Here is a 17,760-nt window from a genome sequence, read left to right as displayed (position 1 = left end):
ACTTTTGCTTATTAGTGGGTTATCTGACGCCGGATAAGTGGTCAATAGGCTCTCCCTCGGTGGTTAGGTAGCCCCGCATGATATCGGCGGTGAGGCAGGAATGCACGGGTAATACTCCCATCAGGTCACCGATGTTATACTTGTCAAAATGCTCCGCCGATACCCGCACCACCCCGTGCTCCTGCGATAGCGATATCACCTCAAATCCTTCGAGCGGTTCAGACCAACCCTTGTCGGTTAGCTCCACTACCCGACCAAAAACTGCAGCACCATCTTCCTGAACCAGAACATCCTTGGAGAAGTGCACGCTGCCCCCGTAAAGTATAAGCTCGCTGCGGTCAGGATGTTTGGCTACTACCGGACAAGCCATGCAAACGGCAATCTCCTCAAAAGAGCAGGAGCCAATGTGCTGTTGGGTGATGTCGTAAAACACGAAGTTGCCGGGCCGTATCTCATCCACCCCCTCAAACGTCTCCAGGATGCTGCAGGAAGGGGTATCGCCCACGGAAAGCTGCAGGTCCGGGAATTGGGCCTTGTAGCGTTCGCGCAGCAGGTGCAGCTGGTCTACTGAGGTATCGTGGATATTTCGACTGGCAGCAGCATCGGTTTGCTTGTAGGTGTGGCCGTTGTGCACCACAAAACCGGCAAACTGCAACTTGTCCTGCCTCTGTATCAGTTCTAGCATGGCGTCTATCTCAGCATAATTGTTTGCAGGAATGCCGGTGCGGTGGTAGCCGGTGTCTATCTTGAGTGAAAGCTGCACCGGGTGCTGCAGGCCCTTGGCAAGGGCCACAACCGTCTCCTGGTTCACTGCTATCAGGTGCAGCTTTATGCGCGAGGCGAGCTCGTTTATACTTTCCACCTCCAGCACGTTGGCCGGAAAGGCAACCAGAATATCGCGCCAGCCGTGGTCGGCAAAGTAGCGGGCCATGTGCACCGATGATACCGTAATCGCCTCCACGCCCTGCTCCCGGAACCACTCCCCCACCTGCACCGACTGGTGCGTTTTAAAATGCGGCCGCAAGCGCACGCCGCTTCGCTTGGCCTTCTCTACCATGCGGCTAATGTTACGTATGGCTTTCTCTTTATCTAACAGTAAGGTAGGGGTAGTGATGTTCATGAGTTCTGAGTCTGCAAAAGGTGGCAAATCATGTGAATTTAAGTATAAAATGACAAAGAACCACCCCCAGCTATACTTTAAGGTGACGAATGTCATTTCGCTAAAAACAGGTAAACCCGACCTTTGTAGCGAATTAAGTAGAAGGAAAAAGATGCAAGACATACTGAAAACCACCCCTGCCGAATTGCTCGCCAAGTATGATGTACCATCGCCGCGCTATACCAGCTACCCTACCGTGCCGTACTGGGACGAGAAGCCGCTGACGCAGGCACAGTGGATGCAGCACGTAAAGCAGGCCTTCCGCAAGACCAACAGCACGGAGGGAATCAGCTTGTACCTGCACCTGCCCTTCTGCGAGAGCCTTTGCACCTACTGCGGCTGCAACAAGCGCATCACCAAAAACCACGCTGTGGAGGAGCCTTACCTGCGCGCCATCCTACAGGAGTGGGAGCTATACCTGGCCGAATTTGAGGAGAAGCCGCGCATCACGGAGCTGCACCTGGGCGGCGGCACGCCTACCTTCTTCGGCGCTCAAAACCTGAAAACGCTACTGGAAACGCTTTTGGAAAAAACCGAAGTAACGCCAGACGCGGCCTTTAGCATCGAGGTGCACCCCAACGCCACCAATGCCGAGCAGCTGCAGGTGCTCTATGATTTGGGCTTCCGGAGGCTGAGTGTGGGCGTGCAGGATTTTGACCCGCGCGTGCAGTTGGCCATCAACCGCATCCAGACTTTTGAGCGCACCAAAGAAACCTTCGACGTGGCCCGTTCCATTGGCTATACTTCTATCAATGCTGATATTATTTACGGCCTGCCCTTCCAGGATGCTGACTGCGTGCGCTACACGATTGAGCGTGTAAAAGAGCTTCGCCCTGAGCGTATTGCTTTCTACAGCTATGCCCACGTGCCCTGGAAAAGCAAAGCGCAGCGCCGCTATTCGGAGAAAGACCTGCCAGAGCCCGCCGAGAAACGTGGCCTTTATGAGCTGGGACGCATGATGCTGGAAGAAGCCGGCTACATCGAAATCGGGCTGGACCACTTTGCCCTGCCGGAGGACGAGCTATATCTTGCCGCACAAAACGGCGAGCTGCACCGCAATTTTATGGGCTACACGCCGCGCCACACCGAGCTGCTAATTGGCTTGGGCTGCTCCAGCATCTCCGACACCGGCACCGCTTTTATGCAGAACATCAAAGAAGTGGAGCCCTACGAGGCAGCTGTGGAAACCGGTGAACTGCCCCTGTTGAAAGGCCACGAGTTGACCGAAGAAGACCTGATTATCCGCAAGCATATCCTCAACCTGATGTGCCGCCTCTATACTTCCTGGACCGAGGAGGAACTGCCCTACTTTGTGGATGCCCTCATCCGTCTGCAACCGCTGGAGGAGGATGGCCTGCTGGAGTACTCCAACCACGATATCCAGGTACTGGAGGCCGGAAGACCGTTCCTGCGCAACATCGCCATGTGCTTCGACGCCCGGCTGTGGAGCGACAAACCAACCACGCCGGTGTTCAGCAAATCGGTATAAAGAATAGATTTAGTGATTGAATTGGTTTTGAGGACAAAGAGACGCTGTACCACGCGTCTCTTTATCTTTTATACTTCCTCAACTCTTCAACTTTCTGACATTCTACCTTTTTAACTTTCTAACTAGAAAGACGCAAGGTATTGCGTCTCTACAACTCCCAAACTCCACAAAAGGGTTTACCTTTGCAGAAACACCATCTGCTGTCATGAGTTATTTCTACGTAAAGGCGCTGCACATCATTTTTGTAGTCACCTGGTTTGCCGGGCTGTTCTACATCGTGCGCCTGTTCATCTACTATGCCGAGGCCGCCGAAAAGCCTGAGCCGGAGAAATCCATCCTTCAGAAACAGTTTGGTATCATGCAGAAGCGCCTGTGGTACGGCATCACCTGGCCCTCCGCCATCCTGACGCTCATTTTCGGCGGCACGATGCTATACTTGTATGGCTCCATTCCGGGCTGGCTTGTCTGGAAAATTGGATTTGTAGTAGGGCTTTACGTGTATCACTTCCTCTGTCACCGCATCTTTAAACAGCAGCAGCAGGGGCTCATCAAGTATACCTCCACCCAGCTCCGCATCTGGAACGAGGTCGCTACGCTCTTTCTCATTAGTATCGTATTCCTGGTGGTGCTAAAAAGCTCCCTCAGCATGCTCTGGGGCATCATCGGCCTCATCCTTTTCTCTGCTATCCTCATGCTGGCCATCCGCATTTACAAGAAAACGAGGGAGAGTTAGAGAGTTTGGGAGTTTAAGAGTTAGAGAGTTGGGAAGTTAGAAGGTTAGAAAGTTGAGGAGTTAGGAATTTAATTCTCTACAGTATAGAATGGGAGCGGCTGGTACTACTTAAAGTGCCAGCCGCTCCCATTCTATACTTTGCCGTTTCCTGCCGCAAGTTTAGTGGCAGCGTAGCTTGTGGCTGTGCTTGAGGCAAGTTTGTAACTTGCTTTCTGCGTGAGCAGAAAAGTATAGGTTAGCAGATACTTTATACTTCGATTGGCCCTAGCTAAAGTATAGCCCCAGCAATCTGGTGGCCCTTTCCCGTCCTTTTCCGCCATTGTTGGTGTTATCACCAACAATTCATACTTTGGTAGACCTTAGCGACAAGCTGTAAACGCTATTTTGGAAAGTATAAAGTATAGCCAGTCCCTTGGCACCCCTTGCTTTTTCAAAGCAAAGCAGTTGAAAAAGCTGCCATACATAGCCAAATTTACGCTAGCGCTAAACTTGCGGCAGAAAGTATAAAAGCAGAAAGCACCACCCACTTTCTAACTTTTTAACCTTCTAACTTTCTAACTCCTCAACTCTTAAACTCCCAAACTCTCTAACTTTTTCAACCTAGAACCTTTATCTTTGAAAGTATGAAAAAGGCATTGAAGGCAAACGAGAGAGAGTTAATAAAGCTGACGCGCTACTTTAGCAAGCGTGCAGAACAGATGACAGTAGACGGAGAGTTGAGCGAGGATCAACAGAAGCTAACGGAGGCATGCGAGAACCTGGAGCGGCAACTGCTGCAACATGCTGACAACCGCACCGCTATTCTGGAAAAGCGCGGCCGGCTGGAGAAACTCATCGAGGATAACGCCCAATGCCCCAAGTGCCATAAAGCCGACATGCTGAAGCGTCAGGGTGTTGTCACGAACGAGCACGACTGGAAATGCAATTCCTACCGCTGCCGCCGCTGCAACACCACCTTCACCTGGAATCGCCCCAATAACCCTTGGGATATGGTAGCATTTCTGGAGCTATACATCAAGGAGCTCGAAGCATCATTAGACGCAGAGATGGACCCGAGCCTGCGACAGCATACCGAGGCCGCCCTGCCCCAACTTCAGGACAGCCTTTCGCGCCTGCGCCCCGTGCTGCAGGGGTCTGACGAGGAAGTAGAAGCGCTGATGGAGAAAGAGCGGGAGATGGACAAGCTGATACACCAGTTTAAGAACTACCTCCTCATAGAAAAGATTAAGCTGGATACCTACGAGGAATAGTTAATAGTTAATAGTTAATAGTTAATAGTTAATAGTTAATAGTTAATAGTTAATAGTTAATAGTTAATAGTTAATAGTTAAAAATCTAATAACGAATAACTATCAACCAATAACGAAATTCAGGATCCAGTACCAGAAGGCGAGCGTGATGAAGGAGATGGGAATCCCGAAGCCTACCATCATACTGGCGAGTCGTGGCTTGAGGCCATAAGAGGCTGCTACAATACTGGCCGTAATCATCGGGGCCATGGCCGCCTCCAGCACACAAATCTGCAGTAACTCCCCCCGAAGACCAAACACCCCATAGTATAGCCCCAGTATAAGCGCCGGCGCAAGTATAAGCTGAAAGGCCAGCCCGAGCGCCAGAAAGCCCCAGTGCTTGCTGCGCCACTCCGGCCGTAGTTGCAGCCCCACCGATACAAGCGCCAAAGGTGACACTGTGCTGCCCAGGCGCTGGAAAACGTCCTTCATATCCGCAGAGAAGTGGAGGTTGAGCAGGTTAAGCACCAGACCCAGCAGAAATGCCAGGAACGGCGGAAAGGTCAGTATCTTCCGGAAAATAGCCCGCCCATTGGCAGCGCCGCGGGAGTAGCTGGCTGCCAGCGCAATGCCCAGCGTAGATAACACCACGAACGTGCCGGGCTGGTCTATCAGAATAACCGTTTCTACACTTTCAGGCCCGAAAAGCGCCTCAATGACCGGCAGGCCCACAAATGAGGTATTTCCAAAACCGGCCGTAATAATCAGGCAGCCCACCAGTTTCTGCGACCAGCCAAACGTTTTGCCCAGGCTCCAGAAAAACAAGGCAGAAGCACCAAAGCAAATCCAGGCCACGGCCACTGGCAAAAGCACGCTGCTATTCAACATTACCTCCGGGATAAAGTACAGCGCCAGCGCTGGCATCGAAATATAAATTATAAACTGGTTGAGTACCTGCGCCGAATTCCTCGGAAACGCCTTGACGCGCTGCAGCAGCAAGCCCAGCCCCAGACACCCAAACAAAAGTATAAAACTGCTCATTCCTTCTATCAGATTCTCTGCTCCAGGTATGGAACAGCTGGCAAAGGTACGGCAGCAAAAATGATTTAATAGCTAAAAGCTATACTTTACTAGGAAAAGTGAGGCTTCCGCTATTTATTATAATCAATATTTTCTCAATATATGTATATTAAAAACATTGCTATACTACTTCTATACTAAGCCTTCCTTCACCCTTCTGCATTCATCTTTAAGCAGGCGCATCATCTGGCATCTCTAAAAGCCGATCATGCTTTTCCCTCAATGGGCGACAGCTATTACCAGAGAGTTTAACTCGCTAACAGAAAATTGCTAAACCTAAATATTTAAACTATGAGAACACAGTTTCAATACTCGATGGCCTTTATGCGCCCTAACAATTTCCTTAGACACTTACTCATCTGTCTGATAATGCTCCTCGCTTTTGCCTCCAAAGCACAAGAAATAGAATGGGACAAAACTTACGGAGGGGAAGCTCGGGATTTACTTCGCCATGCAGAACAGACAACAGATGGAGGCTACATTCTTGGCGGCACCTCCTCATCTGGTGTGAGCGGAGAAAAAAGCGAGCCATTGAAAGGAGAAGAAGACTTTTGGATTGTAAAAATAGATCCTTTGGGCAACAAGGAGTGGGACCGAACCATAGGAGGAAGCGGCCGGGATGAGTTGCAGGACATAAAGCAGACGAGTGATGGCGGCTACATCTTAGGTGGTAACAGCCTCTCCGTCGCAAGCGGAGATAAATCCGAAGACTCAAGAGGGGGCTTTGACTTTTGGGTGGTAAAGGTAGACAAGAACGGCCAGGTGGAATGGGACAGGACTTTTGGAGGCAGCGATTCCGAATCACTGTCAGAAATCCAACAAACCAGTGACGGCGGGTATATACTTGGAGGTAGGTCAGGCTCCGGAATAAGTGGTGATAAAAGCGAAGCCTCCAGAGGAGAAACTGACTTCTGGGTTCTAAAAATAGACGCTGACGGAAACAAGTTGTGGGACAGAACCTACGGGGGAAATTACTCAGATATTTTGATCAGCCTAAAACCTACTACCGATGGAGGCTATATTTTGGGAGGTTCCTCTGAATCTGACGTTTCTGGTGAAAAAAGTGCGCCTCACAGAGGAAACGATATCGATTTCGGGATGGGGAACGACTATTGGATAGTCAAAATTGATACTGAAGGAAATAAAGAATGGGACAAGACTTATGGAGGCTTGCTGGCAGATTACCTTTCTGATGTAATACAGACACAGGATGGGGGTTATTTACTCGGTGGTTCGTCAGGCTCCGGTATTGGTGGTGATAAAAGTGAGGAATTCCGGGGTGGAGAATTTGGCGACTACTGGATCGTAAAAACTGATAGCCTAGGTAACAAAGAATGGGACCGAACCTACGGAGGCAGTGATTCCGATGAGCTATCCGATATGGTACAAACCAGCGACGGAGGGTATTTGCTAGGTGGGGAATCAGAGTCAGATGTCTCGGGAGAGAAAAGCGAGGACAGCAAAGGAAGCTCCGATATGTGGATAGTCAAAATTGACAGTACAGGGAACAAGCTGTGGGATAGAACCATAGGAGGTGAAAGCGGAGAAGTACTTGCGGAAATAGTAGAGGCTACCACAGGAGGATACCTGCTTGCCGGGAGCTCTACCTCTGGCATCAGTGGTGACAAGAGCGAGCCCAATCGTGGGGAGTCCTACGACTACTGGATCGTAAAACTTAGCCCCGAAGCGCCCTGCACGGCTCCTACCCCATCCATCGCAGTGGTGCCTACTTCTAATGTATACACAGGCGGTCCTCCTACAACCATTTACCTGGGCTACGGTCCGCAAAGCGTACAGCTGGTGGCCAGTGGTGCAGAAAGGTATGTGTGGAGCCCGGCTGCAGGACTAAGCGATGCCTCCATTGCCAATCCTGTCTTCACGCCGACTGCTCCCGGTACGTACAGTTTCACGGTGACAGCCTATAACGGCACCTGCTGGGCAACTGCATCCATTGAGATAGAGGTGATTGACGTGCGTTGTGGCAACAACAAAGTAACCCTTTGCCATCGCGGCAGGGCCATCTGTATTCCTCCTAACGCAGTGGCCGCACATCTGAAACATCATCCAGAAGATAAGCTAGGGGTTTGCGACTCTAAACAGCCAGACTACGCTGCGCCTGGCCTCATCGTGTACCCTAATCCTATCAATTCCCTGGCCGACATCGTATGGACTCTGCAGGAAGCTGGAGCTTTCAGGATAGAGCTATATACCGCTAACGGTTTGTTTGTTAAGCAACTGGCCAGAGGCACAGGCGAGGCTGGTCAGGAGATGCAGCAGCAACTCGATGCCTCCCGCCTGCCCAAAGGGGTGTATTACCTCCGGCTGATAACTTCAGATGAAGTACAAACAATCCGGCTTGTGGTAAATAAATAAGAACAAAACAGGCTATCCTAAAGGGGTAGCCTGTTCTTTTTAACCCTGCAGCGAGTTAGTGAACTTGAGCTTTATACTTGCCTGGAAGTTGGCGATGGTCTTGAAAATCTCCTTCAGGGTAACCTGCTCAATTTTGGTCAGGCCACGCACATCAATAAAGTTGTCCGGCTCCGCTTTGTCGTGGATGATTTGCACCGCCTGCTTTTTCAGGCGTAGGCTCATGAGGTAGTAGTAGGAATGCATTAGTTCGTGGTAATCGGCATCCGTAAACTCGCCCATGGCCCGTAAGGCTTCGAGCCGCTCTCCGGTGTTGGTTTTGAAAATCCGGTTCTTAAGCGCGTACACTCGCACCAGGTCCACAATGGGAGTCATGGTTTTCTTGATGTCGAACACCTCCTGCCCCCCCTTGGTAAAGGTTTTGATGTTTTTGAAAAAGGTGAGCGGCGGCACGTACTGCAGCGCGTTTTTGGCCATGTGGTAGAGGAATCTACCCAATGGCTCCTGCAGTTCCTGGTCCAGGTACTCCCGCAGCTCATCTATAATAGAAGCCTCCCCATAAATGTAACGGCAATCGAAGAAAGTGGAGAATTTCATCACCGTTTCCGGGTCCGGCTCTTTCATCCAGCTGCTATAGTTGCGCTTCCAGTGCGAGAGCGAATGCGTCCATTTGGGGTTTTTGGCCATAAAACCGCCCTTGCAAAAGCTAAAGCCTATCATGTCGAGCCGCTCCGACACTTGCTCGGCGAAGCGCAGGAAATACTCCCGCACCAGCTCGCGCTGCTCATTGGCCTTGTCCTCGTAAATGATGGCGTTATCCTGGTCGGTGTTCAGGGTCTGCTCTTTGCGCCCCTCGCTGCCCAGCACCATAAACGCAAACTTGGCAGGCGGTGTGCCCATCTCGTCTATCACCCCCTCAATCACTTTGGTGGTAATCGTGTCCGAAACAGTCGTTATCACCTGGTTCACAATCTCAGGCTTCACGCCCCTGTCCAGGAGCTGGTATACGATTTCCGGCACTTTCTCCCACTTGCGCCTTAGCTCCTGCACCGACTGCGCCAGCTTTACGGATTGTATGAACACGAACGGCGACTGCGCCTGCTCGCTCAGCAGTTTGTTACGGCTCAGGAAGCCCACATACTGCCCATTATCCTCCACCAGCAGGTAACGGGTTTTGGTATGGAACATCAACAGGATGGCCTCATACACAAACGCCTGCTTGTTTATACTTACAATTGGGTTATCCATCACCCCGTGCACCGGCTCCTGCACGCTCACCTGGCTTGCCACTACGTTATCGCGGATGGTGATGTCGGTGAGGTAACCGATAATTTGTCCCTGCGCGTCCTGCACAAACAGGCAGCTCACCTTCTTTTCGGCCATCATGCGGGCAGCCTCGTACACCGGGGTTCCGGCGTGGCAAACCACCAGCTCGCGGTACACCAGCGACTCTATCTTGCGCGAGTAGAGCTGGTCGGAGGAGATAAAGTTATCCTCAAAGGCGGTGGGTTTCTTTACAAAGTGGGCAAACTCATCGTTGAGCATGCGGCGGCCAAACTCTGCCGTAAAATGGTGGAAGAAGTTCTCGTAGCCCTGGCACAGCTGCCGGAAATCGCGGCGCGGCAGGAAGTATACCAGCGTACCTTTTTGGGCGATAACCGAGCGGAGTGAGCGCTTGCGGTTCAGCAGCACCGAAATGCCGCCGTAGCAGTAACCGCTATGATGTTGCTCCACCACCCGCTTGTTCTGTTCACTGTCGTAAAAAAAGCTCTCATACTCGCCGGCCGCTATCAGGTCCACCCCTTTCATCTTGGTTACCTCCTGGTGGTAAAGGGCCGTGTCTTTGGTATACCGCACCTCCTGCAGCAAATCGGCCACGCCCCGCAGCACCTCTTCGGGCAGCAGGTTGAAAGGCTTTACCGTTTTCAGAAACGTTAGTTTGTCCGTCATATCAGTAAGATGAGTAAAACAGCAAGTATAACGATGGCAAGTAGCAGCAACAGTATACTGTTAGTGCGAGGCTCCGGGGCTTTCACCACTTCCTGTCGCGCTGTCTGTTGCTGCCGGATGGTATCTTCGGTGATATCGCCCTGCTCGAGCAGCTTAAAGAAACAGGCTGCCGTGGCTTGGGCATCTACGGCGGCGTCGTGTTGGCGCTCCAGGGGTTTATGAAACAGCCGCTCATACAGCTCGCCCAGCCTCAGAAAGCATTGTTGCTGGCGAAGCAGGAAACTGGCAGAGGCCTTCATGGTGCAGAAAGTCGGCAGGCCGGGCAATGGGTTAGGCAGATTCGCCCGGTGAAACCCAACCCCGAGCATGTGGTAATCCAGCTGCATGAAGTGCCCCACCACCAAAGGCTTGTACTGCTTTAAATCCTGCGTCAGCAGCAGGAGCACATCCTTTCTGCGTTCCCCCCGCTCCTCCAAAAAGGCCTTCGTAATGCCGTGTATGCGCTCCGAAGCCTCAGATATTACGAGCTCCGGCTCATAAATGTAGTGGTTCTCGGATTTGAGCTCCTGCCCCTGCCGGTTATACACCGACCAGGCAATCTGCACAGAGTAGGGCCAGCTCTCATTGTCGGAATAAGGCGCGTCCCAATCGAGCGGAATGCCGGTGGTTTCGGTGTCTATGAAAAGTATAAATTCCCGCATAGGCTATCTGGCTGCGCTTCCTGACTTTGGTGGTGCGGCTATACTTCCCTCCATCACCACATAACTTTTACCGTCTTTCACAAACGTGTGATTTGATTCTTGCAGGCCAAAGCGCCTGTAGAACGAAGTTTTTTCCTGGCGGGCGTTGCACCAGAGCTTCGTGATACCTTGTGTTGCCGCCTGCCAGATAAGGTGCTGCAACAGCTGGGAGCCATAGCCTCTGCCTTGGTACTGCGGCAAGGTAGCAAATTTGCGAAACTGCGCCCGCTGCCCCGCCGCAAACAGCGACACCACCGATACCAGCTCGCCGGATAAGTATAAACCAAAGTGCTGGCCTTCTTTATCCTCCGGCAACTGCACGTAGCTGATGTCCTTTTCCGGCCACATCACGTCACGCCTAAGCTGCCAGGTTTCTTCGGCTGTTATTTCTTTTATCTGCATGTTGGTGTGGAAATACTTTCCGCTGGCGCGGGTTTGCAACCCGTGCCTACTATAGTGTTGTGTTTGCAACCCAACTGGCTTGAAAAGCCATATTTATACTTTGGCTATACTTTATACTTGAGCTATACTTGCTGATTTATACTTTCGCCGGCGCGAGCTTGCTGCTCGTGTCTTTTTATACTTGGCGATTTCCTCCATTAGCCCCTGCTTCCTGTAGCTTGAACCAAGCTATACTTTCAAACCACCGTTCCTCCTCTAGTTCCCACCAACGGCTCGTTTCATAGTATACTTTCTGCCCTCCCAGGCCGGGAGGCCTCGTTTTCCTGCTCGGCGCTGTGTTCCCTCCTGCCTCCGCTGCGCTGCGGCTGCCCTTGGCGGGCACCGGATCTCACAAGGCGCCTCCCAGAAAAACTGGGAAGCAGTTCGATAGCCGTTGCTAATGCAACTTGAACCCAAGTCCCCCTTCGTAGGGGGCAGGGGGATGATAATCTGTTGCTGAGTTTATACTTTGTAGGGACAGGTCGCGACCTGTCCGCGTAACACCTCCGCCTATACAACTTATACTTCAACCTCAGTAATCATAGGCTCCCCTCCTTGGCCAAGGAGGGGCCAGGGGTGGTTGGACCCGGCCCCGGCAAAGTATAAACTCCCTCCCCTGTTCCCAGGTGAGGGAGTTACCTAAATCTATATCGGCTTCGCTTTCTCCTTCAGCCAGGCCAGTTCGTCCTCGGTCAGGTGTGGGCCGAGCTTTTCTACTACCTGCTGGTGGTACTCGTTCAGCCATTTGATCTGGTGCGCCTCCAACAGTTCTTTTTTAACCGGCGTGGTATCAATCAAAGCCAGCGTGAGGTGCTCGAAAGTATAGAACTCGCCGAAATCATTCGCCTCGTCCGGCACAGTCAGCACCAGGTTCTCGATGCGCACGCCGTGCTTGCCCGGGCGGTAAATGCCAGGCTCTACCGATGTGATCATGCCCAGCTCAATATCCACTGCTGTCGGAGTTGGATTGAACACATGCGGCCCCTCGTGCACGTTCAGGAAGAAACCTACGCCGTGGCCGGTGCCGTGCCCGTAGTTGCGGGCATAGTCCCAGAGCGGCTTGCGGGTGATGGCATCGATTTGATAGCCTCTGGTGCCTTTTGGGAAACGGGCGGTGGCGCCTTCTATCATCCCTTTCAACACCAAAGTATAATCTATACTTTCTTCCTCGGTCAGGTTGCCAAGCGACATTACACGCGTAATATCGGTGGTGCCGGAAGTATACTGTCCGCCCGAATCCAGCAGAAACAGGCCCTCAGGCTGCAGCTCGGCGTCACTTTCCGGTGTAGCTTTGTAGTGCGGCAGGGCACCGTGCGCTCGGTAGCCGGCAATGGTATCGAAGCTCTCGCCAATAAAACCATCCTGCGCTGCCCGGAACTCACGCACTTTTTCTGCCACGGAGATCTCGGTGATGCGGGTCTTGCCGATGTTCTCTTCCAGCCATTTAAAGAAGCGGGTCAGGGCCACACCGTCTTTGATCATCGCCTGACGCGTGTGGGCTATCTCCACCTCGTTTTTAGCCGCCTTAAAGAAAGTAGTCGGGTTGGTATCCTGAATCACGCGCACCTCTTTTGGCAGCTCTTTGTACAGGGCATAGCAGTTACGGCGCGGATCTATTAGGATGCTGTCGCCGGGGATGGCAGAAACAGCCCGCTCTATCATATCATAGGTTTCCAGTTCAACGCCTGCTTTTTTAAGCCTTGCCTGGTCTTCCTCTGAGAACTTGGCGGTGTCGATAAACAGCATGGCTTTGTCCTGGCTGATGAGGGCGAAGCTCAGCACCACGGGGTTGCACTTCACGTCGGAGCCGCGCATGTTAAACAGCCAGGCCATGTCGTCGAGCGAGGAGATGAGGTGGTAATCGGCTCTATACTTTTTTAGGGCCGCCCGCACGCGCGCCAGCTTGCTCTCCAGCGACTCCCCTACCACGTCTTCGCCCAGCAGAAAAGCAGGAGCCGAAGGAAGGTCCGGTCTGTTTTGCCAGATCGGGTCCAGGTAGTCGCGGTCGCTGTTGATGTGGATGCCCAGCGGAACAAGCTGCGCCTCCAGTTGCTGTGCCAGCCCTACCGAGATAAGCTTGGCATCGAAGGCCACGGTGGCTCCGGCCGGAAGGCGATCCGCCAGCCAATCGATATACTCCGGGGCGTGCTGTACGCGCAGTTTCGCCAGCTCAAATCCGGTCCCTTCCAGCTGCTCGTTGGCCTGTACAAAGTAGCGTGCGTCTGTCCAGAGGTAGGCCGTGTCAGGAGTTATCACCAGTGTGCCTGCTGAGCCGGTAAAACCGGAGGCAAACTCGATGCACTTGTACCTGTCCGGCACATACTCGCTAATATGTGGATCGGCCGATGGAATGATGTAGGCGCTCACGCCCTCCCCTCGCATCTGGCTCTGTATGGCTGCTAATCTATCTTTATGCGTCATGTGGAATGTTGTTTTTCGGTTGCGGGCAAATTAAGGAAAGATGGGGAGAAATGCGCAGGGAAGCGGTATTTAATACGCCTTGATGACCTGCCCGGTGCAGATGCCCAGTATACTTTTCAGGTAGCCGTTGACCACCCGCTCCATCGGCACCGGGTTGTGGCCAGGGAAGTAACTGCCAATTGCCTCTGCCGAGTCTTCCACGATGCCGGGACTCACTACATTAATGCGGATGCCCTGCCGCAACAGCTCGCCAGACGCGCCAATCACAAAACCGTTAACAGCGCTGTTTATCGTACTCAGCACCGCGCCCAGTGCTATTGGGTCTTCGGATAAAATGCCGGAGGTGAGCGTTATACTTCCGCCCGGGTTCAGGTGCTTTTGCCCGATGAGCGCCAGGTTGATCTGCCCCATCATTTTGCTGCGGATGCCCTCGTAAAAGTGCTCCTGCGTCAGCTCCTGCACAGGCGCCATGGGCGCACCGCCGGCAGCCACCACCATCGCGTCCAGCTTGCCTGTTTTCGTGAACATTTCCTCAATCGAATGCGGGTCTGTCATGTCCACCTGCACGTCGCCGCTCTTGGAGCCAGCCGTTATGATTTCGTGTGCGTCCTGCAGCCGCCAGTAAATGCGTTTGCCAATGGTGCCGGTGCCACCAACGAGTAAAATTTTCATAGTTTCTTAGGTTTAGGTTGATGTGTAAAGTATACGGTTATACTATGATTTTTAGAGGAAGCATAACTGAGGGGAAAGTATGGAGGCTCAAAGATAGGGTTTAGATTATACTAGGATCGACATATACCGTTTGAGCTATCTAAAAATTAATCAACTCCTTTTTGATTTAGGTCTAGCTCGTTAAAAATTGTTCGTACGTAATCTCTAGATACTTTTAAATCAAGCATTTTAGAAGCAATTATTTCAAAGTTATCTTTCCAATCTAGCAAATCACGTATCTTTCTTTTCCTTTCATACCTCTTCTCTCTTTTTGTTATTTCCCTTAGCACATAATCAATTATTCTGTCCAGAGAATTTTCTTTCTTTTGCAACAAATCCAAGTTCTCAATTAGAAAGTCTATATTAAAAAAGGAGAGGCTTTTAATTTGCTGAAAATCTTTATCCATTCCCTCTTGTGTTATTCTTTCTCTAAGCCGTTGCTGAAGGTAGAGCATAACTCCTGGTAAACTAAAAAAGGTATCAGTGTAGATGATTATGGGATAAATTACCAGGTTTCTGGTCTTTAGCTTTAGTTTTGAATAAGATGATGGTTCGAATGGCTTTTCTCTTAACCTTAAGAAGTGTTTGATTAGCTGACCTGTACCTTTCTTATCAGTGTTATACTTCTCATCTATCTTAGATACTATTTGGTCATAGTTATATGATTCAACTGCTTGGGTTGGGAAAAATGCATCCTTAATTTCAAAAATAAATATTCTCTTTCCTACCCGGATGTAAGCATCTGGTAATCCTTGACCTGCTTGATCACTAAAATATGGTGTGGAATATGTGCCTTTAAAAATAGAACTTATCAATCTTTTGAATAGGTAGTTTTCAATTGAATATTCACTAATGAACTTCTTGAATGCGATGAAAGGAGATTTAGTGTTCTTGAAACTAGGTTCTTGAGCTATCCCAGATCTACTAAAAAAATCATAAATAAGTCCGTTGTAAAGTTTATTAGCCAATAAATTCCAATCAATTACCAAGTAGCTTTTAGCACCAAACTTAATTAGGGGTTTATCCTTGAAGCCGTCATAATTCCTTTTTCCTTCAATAAATTGTTCTGAATAAGATTTAGGATCAAGGCATAATTCATCAAGGAAAGTATAGTTACTTATATCTATGTTAATATAAAATGGAGCAAATCTAGATTCCTCTTCAGTCTGATGAGAAATTTGAATTGTCTGTACCAAAGTAAAAATGTATGACCAGGAATCTTTAAATTGGTGTTGTTGAAGAAAACTGGAAACGTAATTTGAAAACTTTGAATCATATTCTAAGAAATCAAAAAAGCATTTCGATCGAACCATTGAGTTCAGGTAATTTATTCGATCATTTATTTCTATTTGATTGATGTGAGTAGGCCAAGTATTTCTTCTATAATAATCAAGATGAGAGTTTGTTTCCTTTGTTAGCTTCGTTCTTGCATTTACTTTTTCGGCAATCAAAAAGTATGCTTTGAAAATTGAGAGTTCTTGAGTGGGGTTGGTGTCAATAAATTGTTCATTTTCATAATAATGCAACAATGAATGATGCAGAAACTCAAGTAGTAAATGTGTAGAAAAAATTGCAATCCCTGCACCTTCTGAATTAACTGCATTTGCATATATTCTTTCAATTATGAGTCGTTTTGTTTTTTGATTCTGCCTAAAGAGCAAAAAATCCAGTATCTTCTTATGGGTCTCAGGTTCTTCAGCTTTCAGATAGAGTTCAGCATTTATGACTGAAACAACCCCTATAATTACTTTGGTAGGAATATCTTTTAACAGTTCGGTTAATTGTGGGGCTGGCTCATCAAAAATATGCCTATATGTGGGTGCAGCGACAATCCTCATTAGTATACATCATTTTATAATTTGGTACTCCTCATTTCAATTTTCAAACTTAAGTAGCAAAAATTGTCTACCTGTATACTAAAAATACAATAAAATTATTACCTCCCCCCTCCCAAAACCGCACAAACTGTTCAATACTGAACACCTACAAAAGCCTTAAAATCAATATTATAGCACACAAAACACTAATAATCAACAACTTACATTACTGGCATCTAAATTGGCTATACCCTCACGAGCAAGTATAAAATAAGACTATGGATCGTGAATTATCAGCCGCTACCAAACAAGCTAACCGACGCAAGCGCATCTGGCAGGTAAGTATAGCCGCGGCCCTGGTGCTGGCAGCCATCTTCGGGATCAGAAACCTGCTGGCGCCGGGCATCAGCCGCAGCGAGGTACGCACCGCCATGGTGGAGCGTGGTCCGGTAGTAGCTACCCTGAGCGCATCGGGCGTGGTGGTGCCGGAGCATGAGCAGGCTATCACGAGTCCCATCCAGGCGCGCATCGAGCAGGTGGTGCGCAATGCCGGCGAGCAGGTAAAGCCCGGCGACCAAGTGCTCCTCCTCGACCGCTCCTTCACCCAACTGGCCTACGACAAACTGAAAGACGAGCAGCAGCTGAACCAGCACAAAAGCGTGCAGATGCGCCTGCAACTGGACAAAAAACTCAACAGCCTGGAGTCGCAGTTGGCAATTAAGCGCATGAACGTGAGGAGCCTGCAGGCGCAGCTGGAGGACGAGCAGTACCTGCTAAAGATTGGCGGCGGCACCCAGGAGCAGGTAAAACAGGCAGAGCTGAAACTGAAAATCGCGCAGCAGGAGCTGGCGCAGCTGGAGCAGGACATCGAAAGCGAGCGCAAACTGCTACGAGCCGACGAGCAGGAACTAAGCTATACGTTGGCGATGAACGGCCGCTCGCTGGAGGAACTGGAGCGCAAGATGCAGCAGGCCGAAGTACGCGCCACCCGTCCAGGCGTGGTTACCTGGGTGAAAAGCGAGGTTGGCAGCAGCGTGAACGCCGGCGAGGTGATTGCCCGACTGGCCGATTTGAGCAGCTTCCGGGTGCAGGCCAGCATTTCGGATGCCTTTGCCGACCAGTTGCACGTGGGCGGCGACGCCATTGCCCGCATCAACAACACCGACCTGAAAGGCAGCATTGTGGCCATCGAACCTTCGGTAAAGAACGGCACCGTGACGTTTTATGTGGCCCTGGAGGAGAAAAGTCACCAGTTACTCCGCCCCAGCCTCCGCGTGGACCTCTTTGTGACGACTGCCAGCAAAAACGACGCCCTGCGCGTGAAAAATGGTCCCTACTTCAACAGCGGCTCTCCCGACAATGTGTTTGTGCTGCGCGAGGATGCGCTGGTACAGGTGCCGGCCCGCACCGGCATGAGCAACACGGATTTTGTGGAACTGGAAAACGGTGTGCAGCCGGGCGATGTGGTGGTCATCTCTGATATGAAAGACTTTGAGCACGTGCAGAAAGTGCGGCTGAAGTAAGATGCGAATCAAACAGGATGACACACGTTGCTCGATTCGGTTCTCAGAAGCGCAAGCCTAAAGTATAAAACCACAGATTTACAACTCAAGAAATCAT

The 17,760-nt window shown here is 50.5% G+C and carries 13 protein-coding genes; 5 read left to right on the top strand and 8 right to left on the bottom strand.

The genetic code is table 11. The annotated features are described in order from the left end of the window. Positions 1–19: 19 nt before the first annotated feature. Entirely contained in the window at positions 20–1,216 is a 1,197-nt protein-coding gene (locus tag BM040_RS15515; protein ID WP_245756244.1) for an alanine racemase, read from the bottom strand. Between the two features lie 55 nt (positions 1,217–1,271). On the opposite strand from BM040_RS15515, the gene hemN reads away from it, so the two are divergent. The 3 genes from hemN (at position 1,272) to BM040_RS15500 (ending at position 4,631) form a co-directional block, all read left to right on the top strand. Continuing rightward, positions 1,272–2,648 carry an oxygen-independent coproporphyrinogen III oxidase gene (gene hemN / locus BM040_RS15510; protein WP_092103431.1) on the top strand — a complete coding sequence of 459 codons (1,377 nt, stop codon included), beginning with the start codon at positions 1,272–1,274 and terminating at the stop codon, positions 2,646–2,648. Positions 2,649–2,853: 205 nt separating this feature from the next. Beyond that, positions 2,854–3,381, top strand: a complete 528-nt coding sequence (locus BM040_RS15505) for a CopD family protein (RefSeq protein WP_092103429.1) — start codon at positions 2,854–2,856, stop codon at positions 3,379–3,381. A 623-nt stretch (positions 3,382–4,004) separates the two neighbouring features. Next, a complete protein-coding gene (locus BM040_RS15500; RefSeq protein ID WP_092103427.1) occupies positions 4,005–4,631 on the top strand; it encodes a hypothetical protein in 627 nt (208 codons plus the stop codon). 102 nt (positions 4,632–4,733) lie between these two features. On the opposite strand, the gene BM040_RS15495 is transcribed toward BM040_RS15500, so the two are convergent. Continuing rightward, positions 4,734–5,651, bottom strand: coding sequence for an AEC family transporter (locus BM040_RS15495; protein WP_092103425.1), 918 nt, complete (start codon positions 5,649–5,651; stop codon positions 4,734–4,736). 330 nt (positions 5,652–5,981) lie between these two features. On the opposite strand from BM040_RS15495, the gene BM040_RS15490 reads away from it, so the two are divergent. Beyond that, complete coding sequence (locus BM040_RS15490) at positions 5,982–8,063, top strand: T9SS type A sorting domain-containing protein (RefSeq protein WP_092103423.1); 2,082 nt, start codon at positions 5,982–5,984, stop codon at positions 8,061–8,063. Between the two features lie 39 nt (positions 8,064–8,102). Here BM040_RS15490 and BM040_RS15485 read toward each other — a convergent pair whose 3' ends face one another. From BM040_RS15485 to BM040_RS15460, 6 genes are all read right to left on the bottom strand, one after another. After that, positions 8,103–10,010 (bottom strand): DUF294 nucleotidyltransferase-like domain-containing protein, encoded by a 1,908-nt coding sequence (locus tag BM040_RS15485; protein ID WP_092103421.1) that lies wholly within the window; start codon positions 10,008–10,010, stop codon positions 8,103–8,105. Continuing rightward, complete coding sequence (locus tag BM040_RS15480) at positions 10,007–10,711, bottom strand: 3'-5' exonuclease (RefSeq protein WP_092103419.1); 705 nt, start codon at positions 10,709–10,711, stop codon at positions 10,007–10,009. The genes BM040_RS15485 and BM040_RS15480 overlap by 4 nt, the downstream gene beginning before the upstream one ends. Before the next feature lie 3 nt (positions 10,712–10,714). Continuing rightward, positions 10,715–11,191, bottom strand: coding sequence for a GNAT family N-acetyltransferase (locus BM040_RS15475; RefSeq protein ID WP_245756243.1), 477 nt, complete (start codon positions 11,189–11,191; stop codon positions 10,715–10,717). 645 nt (positions 11,192–11,836) lie between these two features. Further along, positions 11,837–13,612: an aminopeptidase P family protein gene (locus tag BM040_RS15470; RefSeq protein WP_092103417.1), complete on the bottom strand. Its 1,776-nt coding sequence runs from the start codon at positions 13,610–13,612 to the stop codon at positions 11,837–11,839. Positions 13,613–13,681: 69 nt separating this feature from the next. Further along, on the bottom strand, positions 13,682–14,284 hold the full coding sequence (locus tag BM040_RS15465) for a short chain dehydrogenase (protein WP_092103415.1): 603 nt from the start codon (positions 14,282–14,284) through the stop codon (positions 13,682–13,684). Positions 14,285–14,430: 146 nt separating this feature from the next. Beyond that, positions 14,431–16,161, bottom strand: coding sequence for a hypothetical protein (locus BM040_RS15460; RefSeq protein WP_092103413.1), 1,731 nt, complete (start codon positions 16,159–16,161; stop codon positions 14,431–14,433). A gap of 257 nt (positions 16,162–16,418) precedes the next feature. Between BM040_RS15460 and BM040_RS15455 the strand changes: the two genes are divergently transcribed. Continuing rightward, positions 16,419–17,663: an efflux RND transporter periplasmic adaptor subunit gene (locus BM040_RS15455; RefSeq protein ID WP_092103411.1), complete on the top strand. Its 1,245-nt coding sequence runs from the start codon at positions 16,419–16,421 to the stop codon at positions 17,661–17,663. Positions 17,664–17,760: the final 97 nt, after the last annotated feature.

The organism is Pontibacter chinhatensis (assembly GCF_900113285.1).
Lineage (GTDB): Bacteria > Bacteroidota > Bacteroidia > Cytophagales > Hymenobacteraceae > Pontibacter > Pontibacter chinhatensis.
Note: the sequence above shows the minus strand (reverse complement) of the source record. Positions and strands in the feature narration are given on the sequence as shown.

What these genes read in the sequence shown, in the direction of transcription:
- BM040_RS15515 (WP_245756244.1), bottom strand. Translation starts at nt 1,216, where the DNA reads ATGACATTCGTCACCTTAAAGTATAGCTGGGGGTGGTTCTTTGTCATT.
- hemN (WP_092103431.1), top strand. Translation starts at nt 1,272, where the DNA reads ATGCAAGACATACTGAAAACCACCCCTGCCGAATTGCTCGCCAAGTAT.
- BM040_RS15505 (WP_092103429.1), top strand. Translation starts at nt 2,854, where the DNA reads ATGAGTTATTTCTACGTAAAGGCGCTGCACATCATTTTTGTAGTCACC.
- BM040_RS15500 (WP_092103427.1), top strand. Translation starts at nt 4,005, where the DNA reads ATGAAAAAGGCATTGAAGGCAAACGAGAGAGAGTTAATAAAGCTGACG.
- BM040_RS15495 (WP_092103425.1), bottom strand. Translation starts at nt 5,651, where the DNA reads ATGAGCAGTTTTATACTTTTGTTTGGGTGTCTGGGGCTGGGCTTGCTG.
- BM040_RS15490 (WP_092103423.1), top strand. Translation starts at nt 5,982, where the DNA reads ATGAGAACACAGTTTCAATACTCGATGGCCTTTATGCGCCCTAACAAT.
- BM040_RS15485 (WP_092103421.1), bottom strand. Translation starts at nt 10,010, where the DNA reads ATGACGGACAAACTAACGTTTCTGAAAACGGTAAAGCCTTTCAACCTG.
- BM040_RS15480 (WP_092103419.1), bottom strand. Translation starts at nt 10,711, where the DNA reads ATGCGGGAATTTATACTTTTCATAGACACCGAAACCACCGGCATTCCG.
- BM040_RS15470 (WP_092103417.1), bottom strand. Translation starts at nt 13,612, where the DNA reads ATGACGCATAAAGATAGATTAGCAGCCATACAGAGCCAGATGCGAGGG.
- BM040_RS15465 (WP_092103415.1), bottom strand. Translation starts at nt 14,284, where the DNA reads ATGAAAATTTTACTCGTTGGTGGCACCGGCACCATTGGCAAACGCATT.
- BM040_RS15460 (WP_092103413.1), bottom strand. Translation starts at nt 16,161, where the DNA reads ATGAGGATTGTCGCTGCACCCACATATAGGCATATTTTTGATGAGCCA.
- BM040_RS15455 (WP_092103411.1), top strand. Translation starts at nt 16,419, where the DNA reads ATGGATCGTGAATTATCAGCCGCTACCAAACAAGCTAACCGACGCAAG.